This is a genomic window from Gracilibacillus sp. JCM 18966, assembly GCF_055392695.1.
This window is the reverse complement of the sequence record NZ_AP043883.1, coordinates 1,560,523-1,585,606: the sequence shown is the minus strand read 5'-3', so window position 1 is coordinate 1,585,606 and position 25,084 is coordinate 1,560,523. Positions and strand designations below refer to the sequence as shown.

The following is a 25,084-nucleotide window of genomic DNA, read 5'->3' as shown; positions in this document are numbered from 1 at the left end:
TCCGCTAGAAAAGCTTTGATTCGTCCGTCTTTATCTAGTCTCTTATATAGTTGATTTCCACAAACATCATGACAATAACGATTAACCTTTAATTCCTGAGTTTAAATTAATCGCAGAAACAAAGTATTTTTGTGCAAAGAAGAATAGGAGTAATGTTGGAATAATCGCCAGAATAGCTGATCCCATTAACTGACCTATCATTCGGTAGTTTCCATAAATGTCTTGTAATAGCAATAGCCCTGCTGTGACTGGCATCTTATCTACATCTGTATAAACAATAACTGGCCAGAGAAAATCATTCCATGATCCCGTAAACGAGAACAATGCACAAACAATTAATACCGGTCTAATTAGTGGAAGAATAATTTTTGAGTAAATCGTGAAATCACTTGCACCATCTACTCGAGCCGACTCATCTAGCTCCATCGGTATTCCCTTCATAAATTGCCTTACAAGGAAGATATTCCCCATCCCAGCAAGACCAGGAACGATCATCGCCCAAGGTGTGTTCACCCATCCTAGAATATCAATAATTTTATACGATGGAATTAAGTTTACTACATTTGGGAAGAAAGAGATACCTAGTAATGTGAAGAATAAGAAATCCCTTCCTTTAAATTTCATCCGCGAATAACCATAACCTGTTATAGAAATCACTACAACAACTAAGAGTGTGTGTAATGTTGCAATAAAAACCGAATTCCACAACCATTGTAAAATTGGTGCAGAAGAGGTGTTTTCTAAAATAGCAACATAATTCTCTACAATCCAATTGACAGGTAATAACCTAAATCCTTCATTTACAACCTCTGTTTGAGAACGAAAAGATGTAACAATACCGAAGAGAACAGGAATCACCCATATTGCACTGACAACGATTAAAAACAGGTATGATAAATATTTTGATAGTTTAATTTTTTTAAGCATTTTTTCACCTCTACTCTTGTCATTTCAATATGATGCTATTAGGCAGCATTGCGACTCATTACGTAATATTGGATAGCAGATATCACGAGAATGACTAAACCTAGTAATACCGCCATCGCTGATGCGATCCCGGCAATGGATTCACCATGACTAAAAGCTAAATCGCGTATATACATCATGAGTACTGTCGTTCCTTGCTTCGGTCCACCACTTGTCATCATTAAAGGCTGTGCAAAAACGTTAAACGCCCCTGCTGTTGTCATGACCATTGTATAAATTAATGGAAACTTAATAGACGGAAGTGTGATACTAAAGAATTTCCTTACTGGACCTGCCCCATCTATTTCCGCTGATTCATATAAGTCCTTTGATACACCATTAATACCTGCACGATAAATAATCATATTACCACCAATACCTGCCCATACAGTGATGACAATGATCGTTAGCCAAGCATAAGGCTGAGTTGCTGCCCACACATGCTCTGAACCAAATAAATTGTTCACAACACCTAGCTGCTTATTGAAAATAAGTGACCAGATTAAGGCTGCTGCAGAAATGGATATTAAACCAGGCACATAAAGTAGTGTTTGAAATAAACTCGTGAATTTTACTTCTTTATGTTCTAAGGCAACGGCGATCATCAACGGGATAATGATCATCAACGGAACGGTAAACACGACAAAAAGCAATGTATTTACTAAGCCATTAAAAAATTGAGCATAAAAGGTAGAATCTGCGTCTGTTAAAATGGTTTTATAATTATCTAAACCTACCCATACAGGATCACTGATTAAATTCCAATTGGTAAATGACGCATATATACCATAAATAGAAGGGATCAATATGAACACAATAAATAAGATAATATGTGGGCCCACAAAAAATATCGGTGCGAAGTTTCTTTTATTGTTCAACCGTACTACCTCCTTGTTCAAAAGCAATGTGCCAATGAGACATGGCACATTGCTTCTTACAAATCATTACTCTTCCGTTGCTTCCTCGGTCTCAGCATTTTCAATATCTAATGAACCTTCTGAAACCTTATCTTCCACGAATTTTTGCATCTCCGCTAATCCTGTATCCACATCTATTTCACCATGGATCATATCTGCCACATAGGTATCTAACGCTTCTTGAATGTATGGATAGTGCTCATACGTATAAATATATAGTGATTCCTCTTCTTCCGGAGTAGATGTGAAGAATGACTGCATATATTCATCATATTCTGGACTCTCTACTACTTCTTTACTTGCTACGATTTGGCCAGCCTCTGCCCATTTAATAGAATTTTGACGAATAAATTCCAAGAAATCAGCGATACCTTGTTCTTTTTCATCTGTTCTCTCTTCATTTGTTAGCATAGAGAATAAATGAGAAGATGCACGGTTATGGAAAGTGCTTGGTTCGAAAGCATAAATATTGGTTACACCAAAATTTAATCCTTCTACTTGCGCATGTCCAGTTGAGCTCCAAGTACCATCTGTAGAGAATAGTACATTACCAGATTGGAACATTAAATAACCATCTTCCCCGTAAGGTGTCATTAAGCCTGCATCTGATAGTTGCTTCACCGCTTCAATTGCTTGTTTCATTTCTGGAGTATTGACAGCTGGTTTTCCACCTTCTTCAATGGAGCCACCCAAGTTTTGGATCTGAGCTAGGATTACCCAGCTAATTAAAGCATCATTTAGAACATAGTCGCCTTCCTCTAGCTTACCTTGTAAGGAAAGCATTTCATCAAATGTGACAACATTATCATCTAACCAATTTTCCACACCATATTTCTTCATTAAATCCTTATTAAAATACATCGCATTAGAATGGATATCTAATGGAACCGTATATTGAGTACCTTCCACATTCCCTGCGTTCCAAGCTTCTTCTAAGAAATTCTCTGCCTTAATTTCTGGTTGCGCTTCCATGACCTTTGTCATCGGTTCCAATAAGTCCTGCTTGACAAAGCTAGGTACTCTATCTGCGTGAATAATGGACAAGTCAGGGATACCGTTTCCAGAATTCAATACAGTGTACATTTTCGTGTACATATCCGAAGTAACGACATGCTCTACTTTAAACTCTGGATCTGTTTCATTATACTTATCTACTAATTCATCCATATAAGCACCATCTTCACCAGTTAATGGTGTCCAAAATTGGATGGTATTTTTATCACTACTACATCCTACTAATGTAAACACTAACAAAAGTAACATTGCTGATAGGAACTTTTTCATTAATTAAACCCCCAAATAATTTTATTTTTAGTTTCAAAGTAAATCACTAATTGGCCTCTACCGTTTTCAGTATTTTCACTACTGACTTTTATCCTGTTTAAACGACAAATAAAAAACGCTTACAGTTCTTTGTAAATCATCTCCTTCTTGCTAATTATATTTATAATTGGTATATCATAAAACACACTTAATACGAACAACTTTTATAAAACGTAAAATTTGTACGTATGAGATAACGTACACTAATTATATACAACTTCTATTTCGATTTCAATATATTTTTATTAATTTTTGCAACAACTTTTAGATATGATTAACAAATATGTTAATCATTCGATGCGTATAATCTTGATTGACAGACTTAATTATAGCTCGTATTTATTAAACGACGAACAACAGCTAGTAAACTATATAAAAATAGTTATCTATCTTTCCTTTTGATTGTATATCCTTTTTTTCTATTATTGGAAAAGTTATTTACGTGTCTTTTACTTTTGTGTAATATATTAGTTAAGAAATCCATTGCAAACGGTTACCTTTTGTGTAACAAGGATTGATCCTAATGAAAGGTTGGTGAAATAATGTCTCATTTAAGCACGTGGTATTTTTCTTTCGGTGAGTGGATGTATAAATTATTTATCCTCAATATATGTTGGATACTTCTTTCTTTATCGGGGTTTATCTTTTTAGGGGTATTTCCAGCAACTGTTGCGATTTATGCAACATTTCGAAAGGACTTTCAAGCTTCCGGTGATATAAAATTATTCCAGACCTTTTTCTATTACTTCAAGAAAGAATTGGTCAAAGCAAATCTGTATGGTTATGGGATGACATTAATAGGTAGCATTCTGTTTCTCAATATACGGATAATTGGGCAACTAGAAACATCATTACTTAATTCCGTACTCATGATCTTAACCTATGGATTACTGATTCTATTTCTACTTGTGGCTATGTATTTTTTACCCGTGTATGTTCATTTTCAGTTAAAGCCTATTACCTATGTAAAATATGCTTTCATTTTATTAATTGGTAAACCATTACAAACCATTGCACTTGTTGTCTGTATACTTGTAATTTTCTATATATTCTATCGATTTCCGGTTTTATTACCTTTTCTAGGTGTAAGCAGTATTGCATACCCAATCATGAAATATTCTCTTACATTTTTCACCACACAAAAAGAAGCATAAGGAATCGATCCATATATGTCCTTATCCCATTTAAAAAGGACCTGACTATCGTTAGTCAGGTCCTTCTTAATTGCTTCTATCCTTTTACAGAGCCTATTAAAACACCTTTTTCAAAGTATTTTTGAATGAATGGATAGAGGATAAGAATTGGTAAGGAGGAGACAATGATCACTCCATATTTAATTTGATCGGCATACCTCTGTGCATATCCTCCACCTGTACCACCACTTCCTGCACCTTCCGCAAACACTTGATTTGATAATAATATATCTCGCAAAACAATCTGTAGTGGCTGTAAATCATAGTTACGAATATAAATTAAGCCAGTAAAGAAGTCGTTCCAGTGCCATACTAAGTAATATAAACCGATAACCGAGATAACGGCCTTAGATAGTGGTAATACAATTTTGCTAAAAAACTTGAAATGGGAGCAGCCATCAATCGTTGCAGCTTCGTACATCTCATTCGGAATGTTACTTTCAAAAAAGGTACGTGTAATGATGAGATTAAAAACATTAACCGTAAGTGGATTAAATATGAAGACCCAGGGTGTATCTATTAAACTTAAATCCTTCATGAGTAAATATGTTGGGATTAACCCACCATTGAAAAACATCGTAAAGACAAAGAAAAACATAAGAAATCTTCTAGCGCGAAATTCTTGACGAGATAAGACATAGGCTGCAGGAAGTGTAAATAATAAATTAATAAAGGTACCTACAACAGCATAAAACAATGTATTTCGGTAACCAATCCATATCCTTGCATCCTTAAATATCTCTTCATATCCAAAAAAGCTAAACCCTTGCGGGAAGAGAAATACTTTTCCAGTTGATACTAAGGTCGGGTCACTTACTGATGCGATCACAATAAAATATAAAGGATAAGCAATAACAAAAAATATGATGATACATAACCCGAAAACAAATGCATCAAAGATGAGATCTGAGGCTTTTTTATTTTTAATACGATTCATCGTAATCGATGTCATGGCATTTCCTCCTCCTAATATGTTTTCCGTTACCAAAGGCTAATTTTAGCTACGCGTTTTGCAATGGAGTTGACAATAACTAATAGGGTAAAGTTTATTAATGTATTAAACAATCCAATGGCTGCTGCATAACTAAACTGATTAGAAATAATCCCGATTTTGTACACATATGTTTCAATCACTTCAGAAATTGGTAAATTTAATGAATTTTGCATAAGGAATATTTTTTCAAAGCCTGTACTAATAACGGTTCCCATATTTAAAATTAATAAAATGATGATGGTTGGAATAATCGCAGGTATTTCCACATTTCGAATGATCTGCCACCGATTAGCCCCATCAATCTTAGCAGCATCGTACAGCTGTGGATCCACACTCGATAATGCCGCAAGATAGATAATACTGTTCCAACCAACATGCTGCCAAATATCTGAAAGAACATATACAGGTACAAATGCTGTTGTGGATGCTAGCAGATTAGTACCTTCAAAGCCCATTTTTGCGATGAGCAGACCAATTAATCCAGTATTAGGAGAAAGCAAGACATTCAGTAAACCAACTAAAACAACAATCGATATGAAATGTGGAAGATAAACGGTTGTTTGTAATATTCGTTTACCTCTTTTCCAACGAATTTGGTTTACTAATAACGCAAGAATAATAGGAGCAGGAAACCCTACAACAATCGTAGTAATACTGATCACTAAAGTATTTCTAATGAGATCTGTAAACATATGACTTTTAATAAATTGTTCAAAGTACTGCAATCCTACCCATTCCCCACCAGTTAGGCCAGCGGTGAAATCATACTCTCGAAAGGCTAACTGAATGCCATACATGGGAATATAGTTAAAAATAATCACACAAATTATCGCAGGTAGTATCATAATCCAAAGCTGATGATCCCGCTTAAATGTATTAAAAATATTCGGCTTTTTATAAGTAGATTTGGATTTTTGTTCTGATAAAGAACTATTCATTTCTGAAACAGCCATCTATTCTCCCCCCTCGTAGTGCAAAGAGCCGGGACAATAGGGTAGGAAAGTATGAGTATCTCCATCTTCCTATTTTGTTATGTCCCAGACTCTTAATTTGGATGCATGATTATCTATTGGTTACTTTTATAATCATCATAATAGCCTTGAATAATATCTAGGTTTGTTTGCAGGCCAATAGCTTCTACTTCCTTTACATAGCCACCCCATTGTTCTTCAATTCCGCCTTCTGTTACCCATTCTGAGAACTTTGCCATTGCTAGATTCATAAAGTCTGTGTTGATGAGACTCATCTGATTATTATCGGCATCTGAATATTTCAAGAACATACCAGGGAATACATCATTTTCTTTATCCAATGTCTCAAAAGCTTTATCAAACGGCTCTTGTTGTGCACCGACTGCCTGCATATCTGTTCCTAATTCCACTTGTAACTCATCGGATATAAACATCGGGCCATTATCTGCCCAGGTAGATGTCCATTTCCATGTTCCTGGATCCATCTCCTCATCCTTTGGTGGAAGAATCTTATAAGAGCCATCATCCGCCTTTTCAATATTAGGTCCAAGTGAACCAAATAATACTTGTAAGCTTACCTCCGGATTGTATAGCTCATTAATAAATTTCATAGCAGCTTCTTTATCACTTGCCCCTGAAGATAGTGCTACCATGTTCACACCATAATTCAAGCTATTATAATCATATGACCAAGAAATCTCACCATTGTAATCTGCGGACTTTTTCATTGGAGCAAAGCTTACATATTGATCGGACACATTCAGACCGAATCTGTCCATGCTTTCCCAGCCATACGTATAGCCGACTGTTGCATCTTTTCCACTACCTCGAGCAACTGATTGATATTTCGTATAATCTTGTGTGAAGACTTCTTGATTGATTAAACCATTGGAATATAATTTATTTAAAAAGGCGACAACCTCTTTATAGCGTTCATCCACAAAGAAGTTTTTCACTTCTCCATCCTCAAGAAAATAACCTTGCCCACCACCTCCAGTGATCGTTATTCCAGTGCTCCCCAATAATACACTTGGTTGGAAGAATCCGAATCCACCTGTTCCTACTGGAGAAAAGTCCATTGGTATTTCATCGTTTGGATCACCATTTCCATTTGCATCCTCTTCCTTGAATGCCATTAACACTTCGAATAGCTCATCCCAATTTGTCGGGACTTCTAAACCTAAATTATCAAGCCATTGTTTATTTATAAATTGCATAGTCGCAGTTTGTGGCCAGAATCGTTGATATTTTGGCAAACCAAAAATCGCCCCATCATCCTGTGTTGCTAGTACCTTTGTATCTGGTTGCTGTTCAAACATTGCTTGTATATTCGGGCCATGATCTTCGATTAAAGGAGCCAAATCCTCAAATAAACCTGTAAATTTAGCAAAATCGGCATCTGTTATAACATTCGGCCCTATTAGTATATCTGGAATGTCACCACCCGCTAACATTGCCCCCTTTTTTTGATCCCAGTCAGCAGTGACCTCCTCCCATTTGATTTCCACTCCCGCTCTATCCTCTACTTCCTGTAACCACTCCATATCTGCCAAATCTTTAGTCAAAGGATGTTTTGTAATAAGACCAGATAAGACTACTTTCCCATCCTCTGTCTCTTGTTTTTCCTTGGATGCTTCGTCATTACTACACGCAGCAAGAAGTAATATCATGAGTGCACTCAGTAAAAATACATTAATTAATTTTTTCATCCTTTTACCCCCTCATTACTGAATAAAAATAAAGATAGCGCTTTCAATTAATCTATAAATAACTAGACCTCGGCAAATCTCCCCTTCCCTTTTCTCTTTGAAGAAGCACTTACTAATAAGTAGGGTGTACTCACCTCTATATGAACGAACAAGTTAAGAATCCGCTCATCCTAACTTATTAATCATTTTCCCATAATATGATTTTGGTGTGAATAAATTATTTTTAGATTTCATATCCTATTTTTTGTTTTTTTGTTTGCGTTTACATTTTGTTGATGAGAGGTAACTAATAGTTTTCAACATAAAAACATGCACTCATCGCTTGAGTGCATGTTCTATTTGAAATAGCTAATAAATATAAGTCCTTCTTTTTTTGGAAAAGACAATTGTAACTCAAGAACTATTCTACCTTTGCTAGATTTTTATTAAGTCTGATCGTCGATTGACGTATCTGTAGCTCTGGTTCGTACAATTTGGATATGCCCCTATTAGAACGAATCCCATCATTCTTCTTTATCATACTAATAATCGCTTTGGCAGCATCCAGACCTAGTCTACTTTTAGGATGGATGACAGAGGTGAGTTTAACCTCAGATATCGCGGAGAGTAAGGAGTCATCATAGCCTACAAAGGATAAGTCCTCTGGTATTTTTAGCCCTTCCTCTCTTAAATAATCCATCAACCGTAGCACTAATTGGTCATTATAGCACACGACAGCAGTTGGACGATCAAGTTTATTATTTAGCAGTTTTTTCAACCCTGTTATAGGGGTACTTAATTCATTTTCTGTTTGATAAGTTATTATATTTTTCGGGTTTAATAAAATATCTAAATCCCGATGTGCCTTGATATATCCCTTGAGACGCTTTTGTCCTTGCGCATCGTCTGTTTTGTAAATACAAGCAATATGTTGATGACCTAATTCGATTAAATGCTTTGTTTGAAGATAGCCACCTTTCACATCATCCATCATAAAGCTTACTGGTTCTAGTTCTTCATAGCTGGCATTAATCATAACATATGGTATATTCTCTCTTTCTAAATTCAAATAATAGCGTAAATTTGGATTAGAAGAAGCACTATTAGTTGGCTCGATAATAATCCCATCATAGTTCCCTGCTAAGATCTTACTTAAAATTTGCTTCTCTTGGTCATATTTATTATTTGTATTAAAAATACTAACATGATAGCCTTCTTTACTTAAATGTGCCTCTGCACCTCTTATGATGGAGGGAAAGATATATTCCGATATATAGGTCGTAACTATCGCAATATTTTTCGTTGGATTTTCCTGTGATTGATACTGATCCCGATTCGTCCGATCCGTACAAAACGTACCAGCACCCTGTTCCCTGTATAGCCATCCCTCACTTACTAACTCTCCTAATGCAAGTCTCACTGTATGTCTGCTCACATTAAATTGACGCATCAATTCACTTTCTGAACTGATCTTCTCATGAGGCATAATCAGCCCTTCCAAAATTTTTGATTTAATCGATCGTTTTATTTTTTTATATTTCGCCTCCACATAAAAGCCCCCTCACATTATTACTTTATTCAATCAATTAACTAAGAATGTAACAGATAACTGATAGCGTTTCCATAAGCATAAAGATAAATTTGTACGTACTACTAGTATAACAAATATTGTTTTTAATACAATACGTTGGTAATATTTTTGATTGTTTTTCTAGTTTTTGCACATTAGTAAAACTCGCATTCGCTCGTCTTTAACTCGATGCGTCAGCTTTTCTTCTTCGTTAGACTTTAGGATTTTCGCTTCATCACATTACTTCCTGCAAAAATTTTATACGTTAAGAAAGTATAAAAAAAGCATACCAATTGTATGCTTCTATCATTATTTTTTCTTTTTTAACGGTGCTGTCGAATTCCTGATTACTAGCCTTGGATCGAAACGAATTAAGTCATTTTCTGTTGTCGATTGCTTCTTTGTCCCCTTCGATTGCTTCACCATATCCAATATAACCTTCGCAGCCAATTCACCCATCTCACTTTGAGGATGTGCGATCGTTGTTAGCTTCACCTCGGTTACTTCTGCCATAAACGAGTCATCAAACCCGATTAAAGATATATCCTCTGGCACTTGAAGCTCTGATTCTCTAATGACATCTAGTAGCTTAATAGCTAACTCATCATTATAACACACGATAGCAGTTGGCCGTTTTTCGTCCTTTTCCTCCAGAAGCTTTTTCAGTACTTCCATTGGCTTTGTCGACTTTTCCTCCGTGCTATAAGTGACAATATTATTTGGTAAAATTTCAATATTGTACTTTCGATGTGCTTTTAGATAACCCTTCATTCTCTTTGTGCCTTGTGTATCATCGTTTTTGAAAAATCCAATGATATTCTCATGACCTAATTCGATTAAATGTTCTGTTTGTAAAAACCCACCCTTTTCATCATCCATGACAATATGAAAAGGCTCTAGCTCGTCATAAAAAGCATTAATCATTAAATAAGGAATATTTTGTCTTTCTAGATTTAAGTAATAATTTATATTCGGATTCGTCACAGCACTCTTTGTTGGCTCGATAATGACCCCATCAAAATGTTGGGTTAATATTTTTTCCAAAAACTTCCGTTCGTTTTCATGATTGTTATTTGTGCTAAAGAGACTAACTTGATAGCCCTGCTGACTTAAATAGGATTCTGCTCCTCTGATAATAGACGGAAAGATATAATCAGAAATATGGGTAGTTATAATAGCTATATTTTTTTGTTGATTACGTCCAATGGCATCCTCTCTGGAACGATCTGCACAAAAAGTTCCAGCACCTTGTTCTCGATAAAGCCATCCCTGGTTGACTAAATCCCCAATCGCTAGTCTTACCGTATGACGACTTACACCGAATTGCTTCATTAATTCGCTTTCAGAGCTTATTTTTTGATGTGGCTGATAGGTACCATCTAATATTTGAGACTTAATAGCTTGCTTGACAATATTATATTTTGTTTGCATCAATTACACCTCATTGAACCTGTCTTTATTACGGTTTACGTGTTTTTTTATGGAATTAACCCTTCTAGAATCGGGTTTTAGTTTTGAGCTTTGAGTGGAAATTATGTTTTCCTCATAGAAGCTCGAAAAAAGCACTCTACATACAAGCATAAACTAACCATATACGCTGTCAAGCATTTCTTGTTGATAAACAGAAGAGATCTACTTAAATGTAGATCTCTAACTGTTCGAACCTTAACGATAAATGGCTTCATTCCATTTCAGTTCATTTCTGAATTGTCTTAAGTTCGTGTCTTTATCTATAACGACACATTCAATCTTCGCCATGTTAGCGAAATCGTACAGCTGATCTGTCGTTACCTCAAATGAAAGCACTGTATGGTGTGCGCCACCAGCATAAATCCAAGCTTCTGTTGCTTCACTTAAGGACGGCTGTGGCTTCCATAATACCTTGGCAACTGGTAGGTTCGGTGTTTCCTTCTGTGGTTGTTCTGCCTTCACTTCATTTATCACTAAACGGTAGCGGCCACCCATTTCAACTAAGGAAGCATTCACTGCATCTCCACCACGACCATCAAATACGAGACGAGCAGGATCCTCTTTACCGCCAATTCCTAGTGGGTTCACCACAATACGAGGCTTTGTAGCAGAAACGGTTGGGCAAACCTCCAGCATATGAGAACCTAAAATCATTTCATTGCCAGGCTCTAAGTGATAAGTGTAATCTTCCATAAAAGAAGTACCTTTATTATCTGCAATAATTTTCATGAAACGAGTAAGTGCTGCTGTACGCCAGTCACCTTCTCCAGCAAAGCCGTACCCTTCTGCCATTAAACGTTGAGCTGCAAGTCCAGGTAGCTGCTTCATACCATGTAAATCCTCGAAGTTTGTTGTAAATGCGGTGTAATTACCTTTTGCTAAGAAAGACTTTAATGCTAGCTCAATTTTTCCTTGCTCTAAAATAGAGTCACGAACGGCGCCTGGTTCTTTCGCTTCTTCCGGCAATTCATAGAGCTCTTCGTATTCTTGGAACAGTGTGTCAAGCTCTTGATCTGTAACCTTCTCCATTTCCTCCACAAGATCACCAATGCCGTAATAATCCACGACCCAGCCAAATTTAATTTGTGCTTCGACCTTATCTCCATCCGTAACCGCAACATTACGCATATTATCACCAAAGCGAGCGACACGTATATTTGTACCTTCTGCAACCGCAGCTGCGGTTTTCATCCAATCTGCAACTTTTGTCGCTACTTCTTTGCTTTGCCAATGACCAACGACTACTTTACGTGATACGTCCATTCTCGTACCGATAAATCCATACTCTCTATCCCCATGTGCTGCTTGGTTCAAGTTCATGAAATCCATATCGATGGTTTCCCATGGGATATCACGATTGAATTGCGTATGAAGATGTAATAATGGTTTTTGCAATGTTTTTAAACCTGCAATCCACATTTTAGCAGGGGAGAACGTATGCATCCATGTAATAACGCCAGCGCAATTCTCATCAGTGTTTGCTTTTAGCATTAGTGCATGAATATCATTCGCTGTTGTAAGCACTTCTTTAAATTCTATTTCAAATGGAAGGTTGCCTTCCGTATTTAAACCCTTCACGACTTTGCGTGAGTTTGTTTCTACCTCTTTAATCGCGTCTTCTCCATATAAATGCTGACTTCCTGTCACAAACCAAAAGGTATATGGTCTAATTTCTAACATCATAAATTCCTCCTTATTGTTGAATAGCTTTAGCTAAACTCATTGAATGGTCACTGATGTTTGTTATTTTTTATCCTGGCCATAGTAGGCGTTTGCTCCATGCTTTCTTAAATAATGTTTATCTAAAAGAAATGAATCCATGTCTCTAATATTTGGGTTAATCTGATAGGTGTGTAGTGCCATTTTGGCTACTTCCTCGAGAACAACTGCATTATGAATGGCCTCATAAGGGTCTTTCCCCCAACTAAAAGGAGCATGGCTGTGCACAAGTACACCAGGAACCTGCAATGGATTGATATTCTCAAAGGTTTCGGCAATCACCTTACCTGTCTCCCATTCATACTCTCCTGTGACTTCCTGTTCTGTCATTCGTCTTGTACATGGAATTTCCCCATAAAAGTAATCAGCCTGTGTTGTTCCTAACGCAGGAATACCCTTTCCAGCTTGAGACCAACTAGTCGCCCAAGGTGAATGAGTATGAACTACTCCTCCGATTCCAGAAAACTTTTGATACAGCAATCGATGAGTAGGTGTATCAGAAGAAGGATTCAACTCGCCTTCGACAATATTCCCATCCAAGTCCAATACGACAAGGTCATTTGCTTTCAATTCATCATAGTCAACTCCACTAGGCTTGATCACCATAAGACCGGAATCCTTATCGAAACCGCTTACATTACCCCAAGTAAAGGTAACAAGTCCATATTTAGGTAAATCCTTATTCGCTTCTAAAACCTGTTGTTTCAGCTCTTCTAGCAAATTCCTTCACCTTCCTTATCTGATCTATTCCTTTTTTCTCTTTCTTGTACGTATGTGTGAAAAGGTTTATCTTTATGATAATATAATTCGTACGTACATTCAATAAAGAAATACGAATTTCAGAAAAAAATTATAAAATTAGTTGGTGTGATTGTAATTCTTCGCCACCTTTTGTCACTAGACCGTTTGTTTCCAATAACAATAAATAAAGGTTTCAGTCACCACTTCATATGCTCCCCCTAAAGTAGACACTTAAAAAAGTAAAACTACTTTAGGGGGATTTTTATGCGTTTAAATAGTAAGCATACAGCTGAAGAGTTGGAATGGTATATTCAAATGTATCTGAAAGATGGAATAAGTATTAAAGAATTACGTGAAACATTTGGTTTATTATTAAGTGAATCGGCCTTTCGTCAAAAGGTGCTGAGATACCAAAATCATGGTCTAAAAGGAATTCAAACGACATCAAGAAATAATCATTACAGTGAAGAGTTTAAACAGTCCGTTATTAACGAGTACCTCGTAGAATGTATACCCTTTAAACAATTAGCTCGGAAATATAATATTCCAAATCCTGATACTGTAAGAAGTTGGATCATCAAGTATACTAGAGGGGAAAAGAATAGGAGTTATTCTCCCAAACCCGAGGTGTATACGATGAAGAGTCGAAAAACGACACAAGAAGAGAGAATTGAAATCGTCAAAGATTGTTTAAATACTGGTTTATTGTATAAGGAAACAGCTAAAAAATATCAAGTTTCTTATAATAATGTTTATTCATGGGTTCAAAAGTACAAAGAGCATGGCCCTGACGGGCTGGTAGATGGACGAGGTCGCGGAAAGCCAGACAAGATCCAAACAGATGAAGAAAAGTTACGAACGGAAATTGAGGCATTAAAAGCACGAAATGAGTACCTTGAAACAGAGAATACTGCGTTAAAAAAGTTAGAAGAAGAGGAAAGAGAGTTGATGTTACGCAAACGCGGCATGAGGCCGAATACCAAACCATTAAAAAACTCGAAAAAAAGGGATTCAAAATAACCATACTTTGTGAAGCATTAGGTGTGAGTCGCTCGGGTTATTATAAGTGGTTCCATCGGAAACCAACAAAAACAGAGAAGCGCTTAAGACACTTGAGCGCTTGCATTCAAAAGATATATGACGAACATAAAGGGATTTATGGTTATCGTCGAATCACGATCTATCTCAACCACTTCCTTAACGCTCAAGTGAATCATAAATGTGTGTACCGCTTGATGCGCTTAGTAGGCTTAAAAGCCGTTATCCGTCGGAAACGTTACAACTATAGACCACATAAACCGCAACACGTGGCTGAAAATGTCCTAAATAGAGAATTTCAAGCAGAGTATAACGCGATGGAGGTCTTATTAACAGATGTCACTGAATTTAAGTACGGAGTTCATTCGAAAGCTTATTTAAGTGCCGTCTTAGATTATGGTGAAAATAAAATTGTAGCCTATAAATTATCCCGACATAATAACAATGCCTTAGTACGAGATACGATTACTCAGATTAAAGATACCATTATACCAGCGAAAACATTATTTCATAGTGATCGCGGCTTTCAATATACGTCCCATGGATTTAAACGTTTTGTGGAAGAACACCAGATTACCCAAAGCATGTCGCGTGTTGGTAAATGCATTGATAACGGTCCGATGGAAAACTTTTGGGGGATCATCAAGGAAGAGATGTATCGACTAACCACTCATAACACATTTGAGGAATTAGAAAAAGATATTGAGGCTTATATTGAATTTTATAATACAAAGCGCGTGACGTTGAAGATGGGGTTAAGAATTCCAGCATAAAAAAGCCATGCATGGAAACCATACATGGCACAAAATATTTTGTTTATTTACCTGTCTACTTGACAGGGGGCAGTTCAACTATTAGCAACTGAAACCTTTTTTGCTATTAAAAAGCACCTGAACCTCCACCGCCACCACCTACGCCTGTTCCTCCACCAGTAACACTCCCACTGCTAGTAGAGGCAGAAACGGTGGAATCCGCTTTGTCAAATTGATTGGTTAAGGTGCTTGCAATGAGGATAAACATCATCACATCATGTGATTGCATGCTGTGATCCGTAGTAGAAGGTAAAGACAAGCTCTTGCTAAGTTGTTCAAATTTTTTCTGCATCGACTTGTTCCCTGTACCTATCGCGTAAATAAATGATTGCATTTGCTCATCAGTCATCCAGTCATTCCAGTCTTTTTCACTGATATTGTCGTAATTGAGGCTGATTTTTTTCGATTGCTGTCTAATCCGATGACCTCGAAGGGTTTTAGGTTGATAAATGATCGCAAAGAGCAACAACGCGAATGCTAAGATGATCGAGAAAAACATCCACATAAAAAGCGAATGAACACCTAGTATGATCGCAAAAAGCATTGTTAACAGACTGACTATACCTATTGTCCATCTTAAGCCTTTTTTCTTTTCAACTAAGTGGCTCTGTTTAACCTCTTCTTTTACTGCTTGAATCCATTTGGCAAAGTCACTGCTGTAAGTGGAATGGTTCCCTTTCACCTTTGTATAGGCAGAAAGATCGGATAAGGTAAATACCCCGTTTTCGCCTATTTTATGGAATAACCATTCGATCAATATGCTCTCATGTGGAAAATCTGTATTAGAATCTACGATAACAAATTTACTTTCACCATCTTTTTTGACATATCCTTTTCTTACTAGATCCATCAATGAAGCTGAGATGAGCTCACTACTAGGAGACATATTTCTCATATATAGCATGGTGGCTGGTAAACTCATTTCTTGATTTGGCAAGTATTGCGATGATAAAGAGACACGTTCTATTTCTAATAATCTACTGTTCTTCTTTCTCCATGCTACTACTACAAGTAACAATAAATAGATAGATAACCCACCTATGATATAAGGAGAAATACGATTTAACAACTCCTGCCTATTCTCATAGTTCTGTCTTTCTTGCTCAAGTTCGGCCTGATCAGCTAGAATATCATCTCGAATCGTTTTATCGGCTAAGAGGCTTGCAGCAGGGAACAGATTAGGATCATATGCTACTCTTATATCTCCTTTCGTCCCACTTTCTACTTCACCCATAGCAAAATGGACCACACCATCTGAAGCTATAACCGATGTAGCATATGCCTCATCATAACCCAATGCAATTACCTCTTCCGAAGCTTGAGGCGGGTGGATATAAATGTCCATGTTTTGATATGTTGATTCATTGCTAGTGTCAAAAAATGGCCAGTAAAATTGTGCCAAGTCTGTGTACACTTCCACTCCATTAGTTATCGTATAAGTGAGATCAATCAAAATCTTCTGATCGGAACCACTTCGATAGACTTTATAAACGTTCTCTTCTAATTCAACCTCTAAAGGCTTACCATTTTCAAATGCTTGAAAGCCTTCTATTTTTGTTTGTTCTTTTGGAATTATGGAGCGTGTAATGCCATTAAAATCACCTTCAAAACGATAGGTGTGCTGCTCTTGGACCTGTACATCACCATTCTCCTGTAAGTAAGCGTTAATCTCTGTGTTTGTAATGGAAAAATCCACAGCATAAACATCCTGAGGTAGTAAAAAAATAGAAAAAACAAATGCAAGTAATATTATGGTCTTTTTCATATGGTTTAAGCTCCTCTCCCTTCTCTATACGTCATGAAAATGGAAAAGGTTTCATTCAAGTAAAAGTTCAAATCAGGGTTGGATAAGATTAAGTTGCCTTTGACGAGTTTGTTGCGAATAAAGATAAAAGCAAACTGAAGGATGTTATGAAAGGTAAATAAATGTCGAGTGATGGGGGTTTCGTTGTTTGATAACTAATTCAGCCATCTATTTTCACATTGCGGACTAGTTCTATTTTTATACCCTATCTCACCTTTCGCTTTAATGTATAAATATCTTGATCATGTTCGATCAGTTTGTGTTGAATATAGTCCATTTTCTCTTCCATACTATCCATCCGTTTTGATAATGCAGTATGATTTTGGTCAACTTTCTCTGTTAATTGTTGTAATGACTTTTGATTCTCATCTACTCGCTCTGTCAGTTGATCCAATGACTTTTGATTATCATCCACTCGCTCTGTCAGTTGATCCAAGGACTTTTGGTTATCATCTACTCGCTCTGTCAGTTGATCCAAGGACTTTTGGTTATCATCTACTCGCTCTGTTAGTTGATCCAATGATTTTTGGGTCTCGTCCACTCGCTCTGTTAGTTGATCCAAGGACTTTTGGGTCTTGTCCATTTTTTCTGTTAATTGTTGATTAAAGCCACTAATTTGATCTACTTTGACTGACAATTCCCTAATGGCCTGAATAATCATCTTACCCTCACTATTTTCCATAATACTTCTTCTCCTTTCCGTAAATTTTTACATATTCGATATACCAATTATACTACATAACATGATGACAATCATGGAGTAATATTTTCAAAAAACACAGATAAAAGTGTACGATATCAAGAATTCACCAAAGGATTTTCTTTTTTTACAATGATTTTATTGAAAAACTGGCCATTTCAATGTGTCCTTACATGGTAAACTAATTTCAGGAAAAATGATATGAACTTTTTTCCCTATTCAGATCTCTTATCTAGAGAAAGGGGGCAACAACTTGACAGTCAAGCTTGTGAAGAAAGCACAAAACGGCAATAAAGAAGCACTTTTACAACTAATTCTAGCAAAACAAGACGACTATTACCGCCTTGCATGGTCCTATATGAAAAATGAACATGACGCCCTTGATGTGATGGAGGATATGATTGTAATTCTTTATGAAAAAATTCATACATTGCAAAAACGCGAATCCTTCTATAGCTGGAGTAAAACCATCCTTGTAAGGTGTTGTTATGATACTTTCCGAAAAAGAAAAAGAATGGAATTTTTAGATGATAAAGAACTAGACAAATTTGCAACATCCCATCATGCATTTGAATTAACAGACACCCAGATTGACCTAGATCATCTGCTTGCAAAGTTAACTCCACAGCAAGCAGAAGTGATTCGACTCAAGTATTTGCATGACCTGGATTTGAAAACAATTGGTTCGATAACCAATACATCCATAGGGACGGTGAAATCTAGAATTTATTATGGTTTAAAGAAATTACATCATTTATATCGAGGTGAGCAAGATGGGTAGAATGAAACAACAATTTGAGCGAGAAAAGGAGCAATTACAAAAAGTTCATGCACCAAAGGAATTGGAATCACGCTTGCGTAACAGACTCGATCATCTTCCAAATCAAAAGCAACGACGTTCAGGTAAAATTTGGCGAAGGCTTGCAGCACTTATTATTATAAGTATTCTTATCGGCTATAATTACCAAAGCCTTGCCTATTACGGTAAAAAAATCATTGGCTATGATCCTGTTATTTCCAATACATTACAGCAACTAAATGATTCAGGCATGGGGCAGACCATTAATAAAAGTATTACTTTTGAAGATGGTACTACTTTTACCATAGATGGTATTATCGTTGATGAGAATCAATTAATTATGTTCTACACATTAGAAAGTCCCGGCTCTATCGTAAAAAATACCGAATATGATCACCAGCCAATCAATATCACAGGATTTTTGACAAACGCATCCCATGAAAGTGGTATGGGGGAAGTCAGTGAAGATGAAAAGGTAATAAGAGGGACACATAGCTTTGAGACTCCTAACGGCTTTGCGAAGGAATTAACCGTACATTTTCACGAAACAACCGAAACACTCACTTTCTCTTATAATCCAGAAAAAGCAATGGGACACACGATTAAGCAAACCATTAATGAGAAAGTTATCCTAAATGAGGCACTGTTAACTTTTCAAACAATAGAAGCTTCCCCAACTTCTACGATCATTAAAGGAAAAGGTGATAAGGAGCTGATAGAAAGCTTAAATTTTGAACAAATGGAATTGATCGTAAACGGAGAAAAAATAAATTTGTTAAGCAATGGTTACAGTACCAATATAACAGGAACGACATTTGAAATAACGTATGATGCAATACCAACAGATAGTAATCCATTAGAGGTCACCTTGCATCTACCTAATGATCAGGTATTAAAGATCTATAGAGACTAGGGTGCAGGGGGATCCCGGCCCCTCTGGCATCCTTCACTACTTTTTTTCTACATTCTGTGCTATTCTATTAGCGACGACTTTGTACGGTCAAGTTGAATATTCTACAAGCATTGTATGAAAAAGGAGCTTTACAAAATGACAAAACAACGCAATTGGGCAGGTAATTACACCTATCACGCAAACAATTGGCATATACCTGAAAGTGTCGAAGAAATACAACAGTTAGTAAAAAAATGTAACCGATTAAAAGTAGTAGGGTCTCGTCACTCGTTTAATCATATTGCGGATTCTAACGAGCATATCGTTTCACTTGAACAATTAAATAGGGTGATAGATTTTGATAAAGAGAAGCAAAAAATAACCGTCGAAGCAGGAATGAAGTATAGTGATGTCTGTCAATATCTTGGTGAAACTGGGCTGGCATTACATAACCTTGCTTCATTGCCTCACATTTCCGTGGCGGGGGCTTGTGCCACAGCAACCCATGGATCTGGTGATAAAAATGGAAATCTCGCTACAATTGTATCTGGTATTGAATTCGTTAATGGAAATGGAGAAATCATTACGTTAACACGAGAAGAGCATGAAGAGGAGATGAGAGGCTTGTCCGTAAGTCTTGGTGCATTTGGTATTATTACAAAGCTTACACTTGATTTAATACCAGATTTTCAAGTGAGACAAGTGGTCTATCAAAATCTATCCTTTCACGAATTTTATCAATATTATGATGAAATTTATGCTAGCGCCTACAGTGTTAGTTTATTTACTGACTGGCAGGAGGAACGATTTAACCAAGTCTGGCTTAAACAGACAATCACTGAACAAGATGCTGTCGAGTTAAATACAGATTTCTATGGCGCAGAGCTCGCCAACGTGAATCTCCATCCAATCTCTGGTCATGGGGCTGAGCATTGTACCGAGCAATTAGGTGTTCTAGGACCATGGCACGACCGTTTAGCACATTTCAAAATGAACTTTACTCCAAGTAGTGGTAAAGAACTACAAAGTGAGTATATATTATCACGTCATCATATAAGTGATGCAATGAAAAAACTGAATGGACTGCGTGATGAAATTGCCCCATTATTATTGGTTTCAGAGCTTCGAAGTATTAAAGCTGACGACCTTTGGATGAGTATGAACTATAAGCAGGATTCGATTGGGATCCATTTTACATGGAAGGATCTTTGGAATGAAGTGAAGCTAGTACTACCGAAAATAGAAGCAGTACTCGAACCATTCCAACCAAGACCACATTGGGGGAAGCTGTTCACAATGGACCCAACAAAGCTGCAAACACGTTATAAACAACTGCCAGCATTTAGACAGCTAGTTAGGAAGTATGATCCAGTCGGAAAGTTTCGCAATGAATTTTTAAAGCAATACATTTTTGAAAAATAGGTGTTTAATTTTGTTGAAAATAGTATAAAAATACCGATTACTTCACTCCATTGAAGGACACATCAATGGAATGAAGTATTTTTATTATGAGTCTAACCATGAAATAACCCAAATTTCTGCGTCATTCTCTACTAAGTATCGATTAAAAATTGAAGATCTGGATGTCTGTAAACTAATTCAAATGCTTCATTATCTATTAAATTATGATACAAATCCTCTGGAGAAAACCATAAGTCATCATTTTCAAATGTGTATCCTGCCCCATAATGATAGCAAAGCCAGATCAGCTTAGAACAATAAGTAAATTCCCATAAATCATCTAGATTTTGAGATAATTGAAAAGAAAAAATCGGTTTTTTAATCCCTTGATCTAAATTTTCCTGGTATTTTTCGTAATATTGAAGAGCAAATTCGGTCACCTTCTCCCCGACCTCTTTATTTTTAGGACGAAATTGTGCGTGAATTGGGTGTTTCCGTAAAAAGTCTTTTATCGGATCTTTCGTGATAGCTGGATGTCCTCCTACTGCTTCTACGACCTCTTTTTCATTCACTACGAGAGCACTATGCCCCATATATCCTGATAACTCCTTCTTGACATTATCGCTTGCTACTAATATATCTCCAGGTCGAAAATCGCGATCTCGATCAAGCTCCCTATCATCTGATAGAAAGTAATCCTCTCTGACGATCAGATCATTATAATAGCCAAGTATCGTTATCGACTTGACATAATCCTCCACTTCAAATGAGATGATGCGATTTTGATCTGTAGCCATTAGAAACTGACGGTCCTTATATATTTTAAAGCAAGTAGGATACATTGCCTCTACGTAAACTTGGTTACCTTTTTTCAATACATTCATAAAACGATTCACCGAAAACACCTCCACCATATTCTATGCAAGGAGGATATTTCGGTAACAGAACATAAAAGAAAAGCATATGGCTCACATAAGAGTCACATGCTTTCCCTGTTAAAATACGATGGTTTTGTTTCCATATACAATAATGCGATCATCCAAATGCCATTTGACCGCTCTCGCTAAGACGCTACGCTCTACTGATTGGCCTATTTTCTTCATTGCCTCTGCATTATCTCGATGATCTACACGACTAATATCCTGTTCGATTATTGGACCTTCATCTAAATCATTGGTTACATAATGAGAAGTCGCCCCAATTAATTTAACTCCACGATTATATGCTCTCTCATACGGTTTGGCACCGATGAAAGCAGGTAAAAAGGAATGGTGGATGTTAATAATTTGGTTTTTAAAGGTTCCAACAAAATGTGGTGTCAAAATTTGCATATATCGAGCGAGAATGATTAAGTCCACATTATATTCTCTCAGTAGCTCAATTTGTTTTTGCTCGACTTGCTCACGGATATCTTTGTTTGCTGGAATATAGTAATACGGTATGCCTAAAGATTCTACAATTTCTCTAGATGTCTCGTGATTACTGATGACTAGTCCAATATCCGCTATCATATCACCACTTTGCCATTCCCATAAAAGCTCTAATAAGCAATGGGGCTCTTTGGAAACAAAAATAGCTACCTTCTTTAATTGATCTACATATTTAAAGGTTGCTTCCATGTCGAATTGCTTTCTAATTGCTTGAAACTCTTCTTCCAAATTTTTTATTTGGCTTTTCAGCTCCGGTATTTCAAACTCGATCCGCATAAAGAATTCACCACGGTCCGGGTCTGTCGAATATTGATTGGACTCAATAATATTAGCATTGTGCTCATAAAGAAATTGTGAAACTGCCGCCACAATACCTGGCTGATCAGGACAATTAATTAACAGTCTTGCACGATTTTTGTGTTCCTGACGAAAAGTGTCTATTTTTTCTTTCATATATGTCTTCATTAATGATCCCTCTTTACTCCATTCATTCTTTATTTATTACTATTCTACCGCATTTGCTCTTAGAATTCTGAATTATTTTATCATAATAAAGAAAACTCGGCAATTGCCGAGCCGTTATCCTTCATGCAATTCATCCATTCTGTTACACCTAGAACGCTATCACTTAAGTTTATGCTGCTACGATAGCGTTCCTTTTCAATGCCATATTATATAAACAGCTGCTTCATAATTGCTAAAAATTGATCCACTTCTTCTCTCGTTGTCGTTAATGGAGGTAAAATACGTAAAACATTCGGTCCTGCTACAATGACTAGTAATTGATAATCTTCCCGAGCTTTATTGACATAATCAATTGCTGGTTGGTCTAGTTCTAGTCCAATTAGTAATCCCATACCACGTAATTGTTTGATTGTATTGGATTTAGCTGCGATTTTCTCTAACCCTGTCCAAATATCATGAGCCATTTCGTTCGCCTCATTCAAAACGTTTGTAGTCGTTAGCTCCGTCACTGTTGCAACTCCCGCCGTTGTAGCAATCGGATTTCCTCCAAATGTACTACCATGAGTTCCAGGACTGAAGGCCTTCGCCACATGCTCCTTGGCAATAATTGCCCCAATTGGAATACCTGATCCAAGCCCTTTTGCTAAGCTAATCACATCTGGTTCGATTTCATACTGTTCATATGCAAAAAGAGTACCCGTTCGTCCCATTCCTGTTTGAATTTCATCTACCATAAGTAGAATTTGTTGATCATAGCATACCTTTGCCAATTGCTTCAACCATTCTTTATCGGCAGGTAAAACTCCACCCTCTCCCTGAACTAATTCTATGAGAACAGCATCTGGGTTCATCGATGTTAACTGCTCCAGTGCATCCCAATCATTAAAAGGCAGGAAAGAAAAGCCTGGTGTTAAAGGAGTAAAGCCTTGATGTATTTTCTCCTGACCTGTTGCAGATAACGTGGCCATCGTTCGTCCATGGAAGGAATTTTTAAATGTCACAATCTGTGGTATCTCTTTAAGAAATTGATCCTTTGCATATTTTTTAGCAATTTTTAATGCTGCTTCATTTGCCTCTGCACCACTATTACAAAAAAATACTTGATCTCCACAACTATTTGCGACAAGCAATTGTGCGAGCTTGTCTTGTGACGGAATATGGTATAAATTAGAACAGTGCCAAAGGTGTCCTAATTGCTCTTGAACAGCCTTTTCTACTACATCAGGAACGTGTCCTAAGTTACATGTCGCTATACCTGATGAATAATCTAAATATTTTTTCCCTTCCTTATCCCATACATAGCTCCCCTTCCCTTTCACTAATGTGATTGGAAAACGGCCGTATGTACTCATAACTGGGTTCAATTCTACCTTCTCAGACATGACTCTTTCCCTCCTTATTTAATAGAATTCTAGTACCAATTTCTTTTCCTTGCATAAACTGCCATAATCCATCTGGTTCTATCCCATCTATAATAGAGACTTCCAAGACATGTTGATGTAAGGCCTTAATCGCTGACTGTACTTTTGGAATCATGCCACCTGCTATGACCCCTAAGTCTATGAGTTGATTGGCTTTTACTTGATCCAATTGATGAAAAATATGCTTTTGTCCATTTTTTTCTTCGTAGATTCCTGGAATATCACTTATATAACAAAGCTTTGCACCTAAGCTCTGGGCAACCGCAGATGCAGCCATATCGGCATTAATATTAAAACGCTCACCTGACTCATCGATTCCAATCGGAGAAATAATTGGTATAAATCCTTTTTCTACTAAATCCTTGATGATCATGGTATTCACATTCGTAACCTCACCAACAAAGCCCATATCCTCCTTATTGTCTACCGGCTTTGCTGTTAACAGTCCTCCATCGATACCACTGATGCCAAATGCCTTGCCCTCTGCTTCTACTAGCTTTCTAACAATCTGTTTGTTGATAGAACCACTCAGCGCCATTTCTACTACATCAAGCACCTCTTGCGTTGTCACCCTTAAACCATTGACAAATGTAGTAGGGACACCTGTTTGTTTTAGTAGCTTAGAGATAAGTGGTCCTCCACCGTGAACAATGATTGGCTGCCATTCGCCTTGCTTTTGTAAATCGACAACATTTTGATAAAAAGAATGAGGCAGCTTTTCTAATACACTGCCACCACATTTAATCACGACGTATTTTTTATTCACGTTT

21 protein-coding genes and 1 pseudogene are annotated in these 25,084 nt (G+C 36.8%); 6 read left to right on the top strand and 16 right to left on the bottom strand.

Annotation, left to right across the window (positions count from 1 at the left end):
- Nucleotides 1-81: 81 nt before the first annotated feature.
- From ACZ5N5_RS07650 to ACZ5N5_RS07640, 3 genes are all read right to left on the bottom strand, one after another.
- Nucleotides 82-927, bottom strand: a complete 846-nt coding sequence (locus ACZ5N5_RS07650; protein ID WP_054788458.1) for a carbohydrate ABC transporter permease — start codon at nt 925-927, stop codon at nt 82-84.
- A 38-nt stretch (nt 928-965) separates the two neighbouring features.
- Nucleotides 966-1,844, bottom strand: coding sequence for a carbohydrate ABC transporter permease (locus ACZ5N5_RS07645; protein WP_109984678.1), 879 nt, complete (start codon nt 1,842-1,844; stop codon nt 966-968).
- A 66-nt stretch (nt 1,845-1,910) separates the two neighbouring features.
- Nucleotides 1,911-3,167 carry an extracellular solute-binding protein gene (locus tag ACZ5N5_RS07640; protein WP_054788457.1) on the bottom strand — a complete coding sequence of 419 codons (1,257 nt, stop codon included), beginning with the start codon at nt 3,165-3,167 and terminating at the stop codon, nt 1,911-1,913.
- Nucleotides 3,168-3,748: 581 nt separating this feature from the next.
- Between ACZ5N5_RS07640 and ACZ5N5_RS07635 the strand changes: the two genes are divergently transcribed.
- Nucleotides 3,749-4,360, top strand: a complete 612-nt coding sequence (locus ACZ5N5_RS07635; RefSeq protein ID WP_109984677.1) for a YesL family protein — start codon at nt 3,749-3,751, stop codon at nt 4,358-4,360.
- Between the two features lie 76 nt (nt 4,361-4,436).
- Here ACZ5N5_RS07635 and ACZ5N5_RS07630 read toward each other — a convergent pair whose 3' ends face one another.
- The 7 genes from ACZ5N5_RS07630 to araD form a co-directional block, all read right to left on the bottom strand.
- Nucleotides 4,437-5,351: a carbohydrate ABC transporter permease gene (locus ACZ5N5_RS07630; RefSeq protein WP_109984676.1), complete on the bottom strand. Its 915-nt coding sequence runs from the start codon at nt 5,349-5,351 to the stop codon at nt 4,437-4,439.
- Between the two features lie 29 nt (nt 5,352-5,380).
- Complete coding sequence (locus ACZ5N5_RS07625; protein ID WP_245902338.1) at nt 5,381-6,238, bottom strand: ABC transporter permease; 858 nt, start codon at nt 6,236-6,238, stop codon at nt 5,381-5,383.
- A gap of 221 nt (nt 6,239-6,459) precedes the next feature.
- Nucleotides 6,460-8,073, bottom strand: coding sequence for an extracellular solute-binding protein (locus ACZ5N5_RS07620; RefSeq protein WP_464373579.1), 1,614 nt, complete (start codon nt 8,071-8,073; stop codon nt 6,460-6,462).
- Nucleotides 8,074-8,473: 400 nt separating this feature from the next.
- Entirely contained in the window at nt 8,474-9,601 is a 1,128-nt protein-coding gene (locus tag ACZ5N5_RS07615; protein WP_277678009.1) for a GntR family transcriptional regulator, read from the bottom strand.
- 330 nt (nt 9,602-9,931) lie between these two features.
- The gene (locus ACZ5N5_RS07610; RefSeq protein ID WP_109984672.1) at nt 9,932-11,053 is read right to left on the bottom strand and encodes a GntR family transcriptional regulator; all 1,122 of its coding nucleotides are present in this window, start codon (nt 11,051-11,053) and stop codon (nt 9,932-9,934) included.
- 234 nt (nt 11,054-11,287) lie between these two features.
- Nucleotides 11,288-12,772: an L-arabinose isomerase gene (gene araA, locus ACZ5N5_RS07605; protein ID WP_054788455.1), complete on the bottom strand. Its 1,485-nt coding sequence runs from the start codon at nt 12,770-12,772 to the stop codon at nt 11,288-11,290.
- A 63-nt stretch (nt 12,773-12,835) separates the two neighbouring features.
- A complete protein-coding gene (gene araD / locus ACZ5N5_RS07600) occupies nt 12,836-13,531 on the bottom strand; it encodes an L-ribulose-5-phosphate 4-epimerase (RefSeq protein WP_109984671.1) in 696 nt (231 codons plus the stop codon).
- Nucleotides 13,532-13,816: 285 nt separating this feature from the next.
- Between araD and ACZ5N5_RS07595 the strand changes: the two genes are divergently transcribed.
- Both ACZ5N5_RS07595 and ACZ5N5_RS07590 read left to right on the top strand, forming a co-directional pair.
- Nucleotides 13,817-14,572, top strand: coding sequence for a transposase (locus ACZ5N5_RS07595; RefSeq protein WP_464367501.1), 756 nt, complete (start codon nt 13,817-13,819; stop codon nt 14,570-14,572).
- Nucleotides 14,530-15,363: pseudogene (locus ACZ5N5_RS07590) on the top strand (IS3 family transposase); the annotation flags it as partial. The gene ACZ5N5_RS07595 and the pseudogene ACZ5N5_RS07590, both read left to right, overlap by 43 nt.
- A 106-nt stretch (nt 15,364-15,469) precedes the next feature.
- Here the strand turns inward: ACZ5N5_RS07590 and ACZ5N5_RS07585 are convergent.
- Nucleotides 15,470-17,167: a DUF2207 domain-containing protein gene (locus ACZ5N5_RS07585; protein WP_277678012.1), complete on the bottom strand. Its 1,698-nt coding sequence runs from the start codon at nt 17,165-17,167 to the stop codon at nt 15,470-15,472.
- 244 nt (nt 17,168-17,411) lie between these two features.
- A complete protein-coding gene (locus ACZ5N5_RS07580; RefSeq protein ID WP_109983094.1) occupies nt 17,412-17,888 on the bottom strand; it encodes a coiled-coil domain-containing protein in 477 nt (158 codons plus the stop codon).
- Nucleotides 17,889-18,159: 271 nt separating this feature from the next.
- Between ACZ5N5_RS07580 and ACZ5N5_RS07575 the strand changes: the two genes are divergently transcribed.
- From ACZ5N5_RS07575 to ACZ5N5_RS07565, 3 genes are all read left to right on the top strand, one after another.
- On the top strand, nt 18,160-18,687 hold the full coding sequence (locus tag ACZ5N5_RS07575) for an RNA polymerase sigma factor (RefSeq protein WP_054860182.1): 528 nt from the start codon (nt 18,160-18,162) through the stop codon (nt 18,685-18,687).
- A complete protein-coding gene (locus ACZ5N5_RS07570; protein WP_464373578.1) occupies nt 18,680-19,618 on the top strand; it encodes a DUF4179 domain-containing protein in 939 nt (312 codons plus the stop codon). The genes ACZ5N5_RS07575 and ACZ5N5_RS07570 overlap by 8 nt, the downstream gene beginning before the upstream one ends.
- 135 nt (nt 19,619-19,753) lie before the next feature.
- Nucleotides 19,754-21,019, top strand: a complete 1,266-nt coding sequence (locus ACZ5N5_RS07565) for an FAD-binding protein (protein ID WP_464373577.1) — start codon at nt 19,754-19,756, stop codon at nt 21,017-21,019.
- A 131-nt stretch (nt 21,020-21,150) separates the two neighbouring features.
- On the opposite strand, the gene ACZ5N5_RS07560 is transcribed toward ACZ5N5_RS07565, so the two are convergent.
- The 4 genes from ACZ5N5_RS07560 to argB form a co-directional block, all read right to left on the bottom strand.
- Nucleotides 21,151-21,894, bottom strand: a complete 744-nt coding sequence (locus ACZ5N5_RS07560; protein WP_109983097.1) for a C40 family peptidase — start codon at nt 21,892-21,894, stop codon at nt 21,151-21,153.
- Between the two features lie 99 nt (nt 21,895-21,993).
- A complete protein-coding gene (gene purU / locus ACZ5N5_RS07555; RefSeq protein WP_109983098.1) occupies nt 21,994-22,893 on the bottom strand; it encodes a formyltetrahydrofolate deformylase in 900 nt (299 codons plus the stop codon).
- Nucleotides 22,894-23,099: 206 nt separating this feature from the next.
- A complete protein-coding gene (locus ACZ5N5_RS07550; RefSeq protein WP_464373576.1) occupies nt 23,100-24,275 on the bottom strand; it encodes an acetylornithine/succinylornithine family transaminase in 1,176 nt (391 codons plus the stop codon).
- Nucleotides 24,268-25,080, bottom strand: coding sequence for an acetylglutamate kinase (gene argB, locus ACZ5N5_RS07545; RefSeq protein ID WP_109983100.1), 813 nt, complete (start codon nt 25,078-25,080; stop codon nt 24,268-24,270). Before argB ends, ACZ5N5_RS07550 begins: the two co-directional genes overlap by 8 nt.
- Between the last annotated feature and the right edge of the window lie 4 nt (nt 25,081-25,084).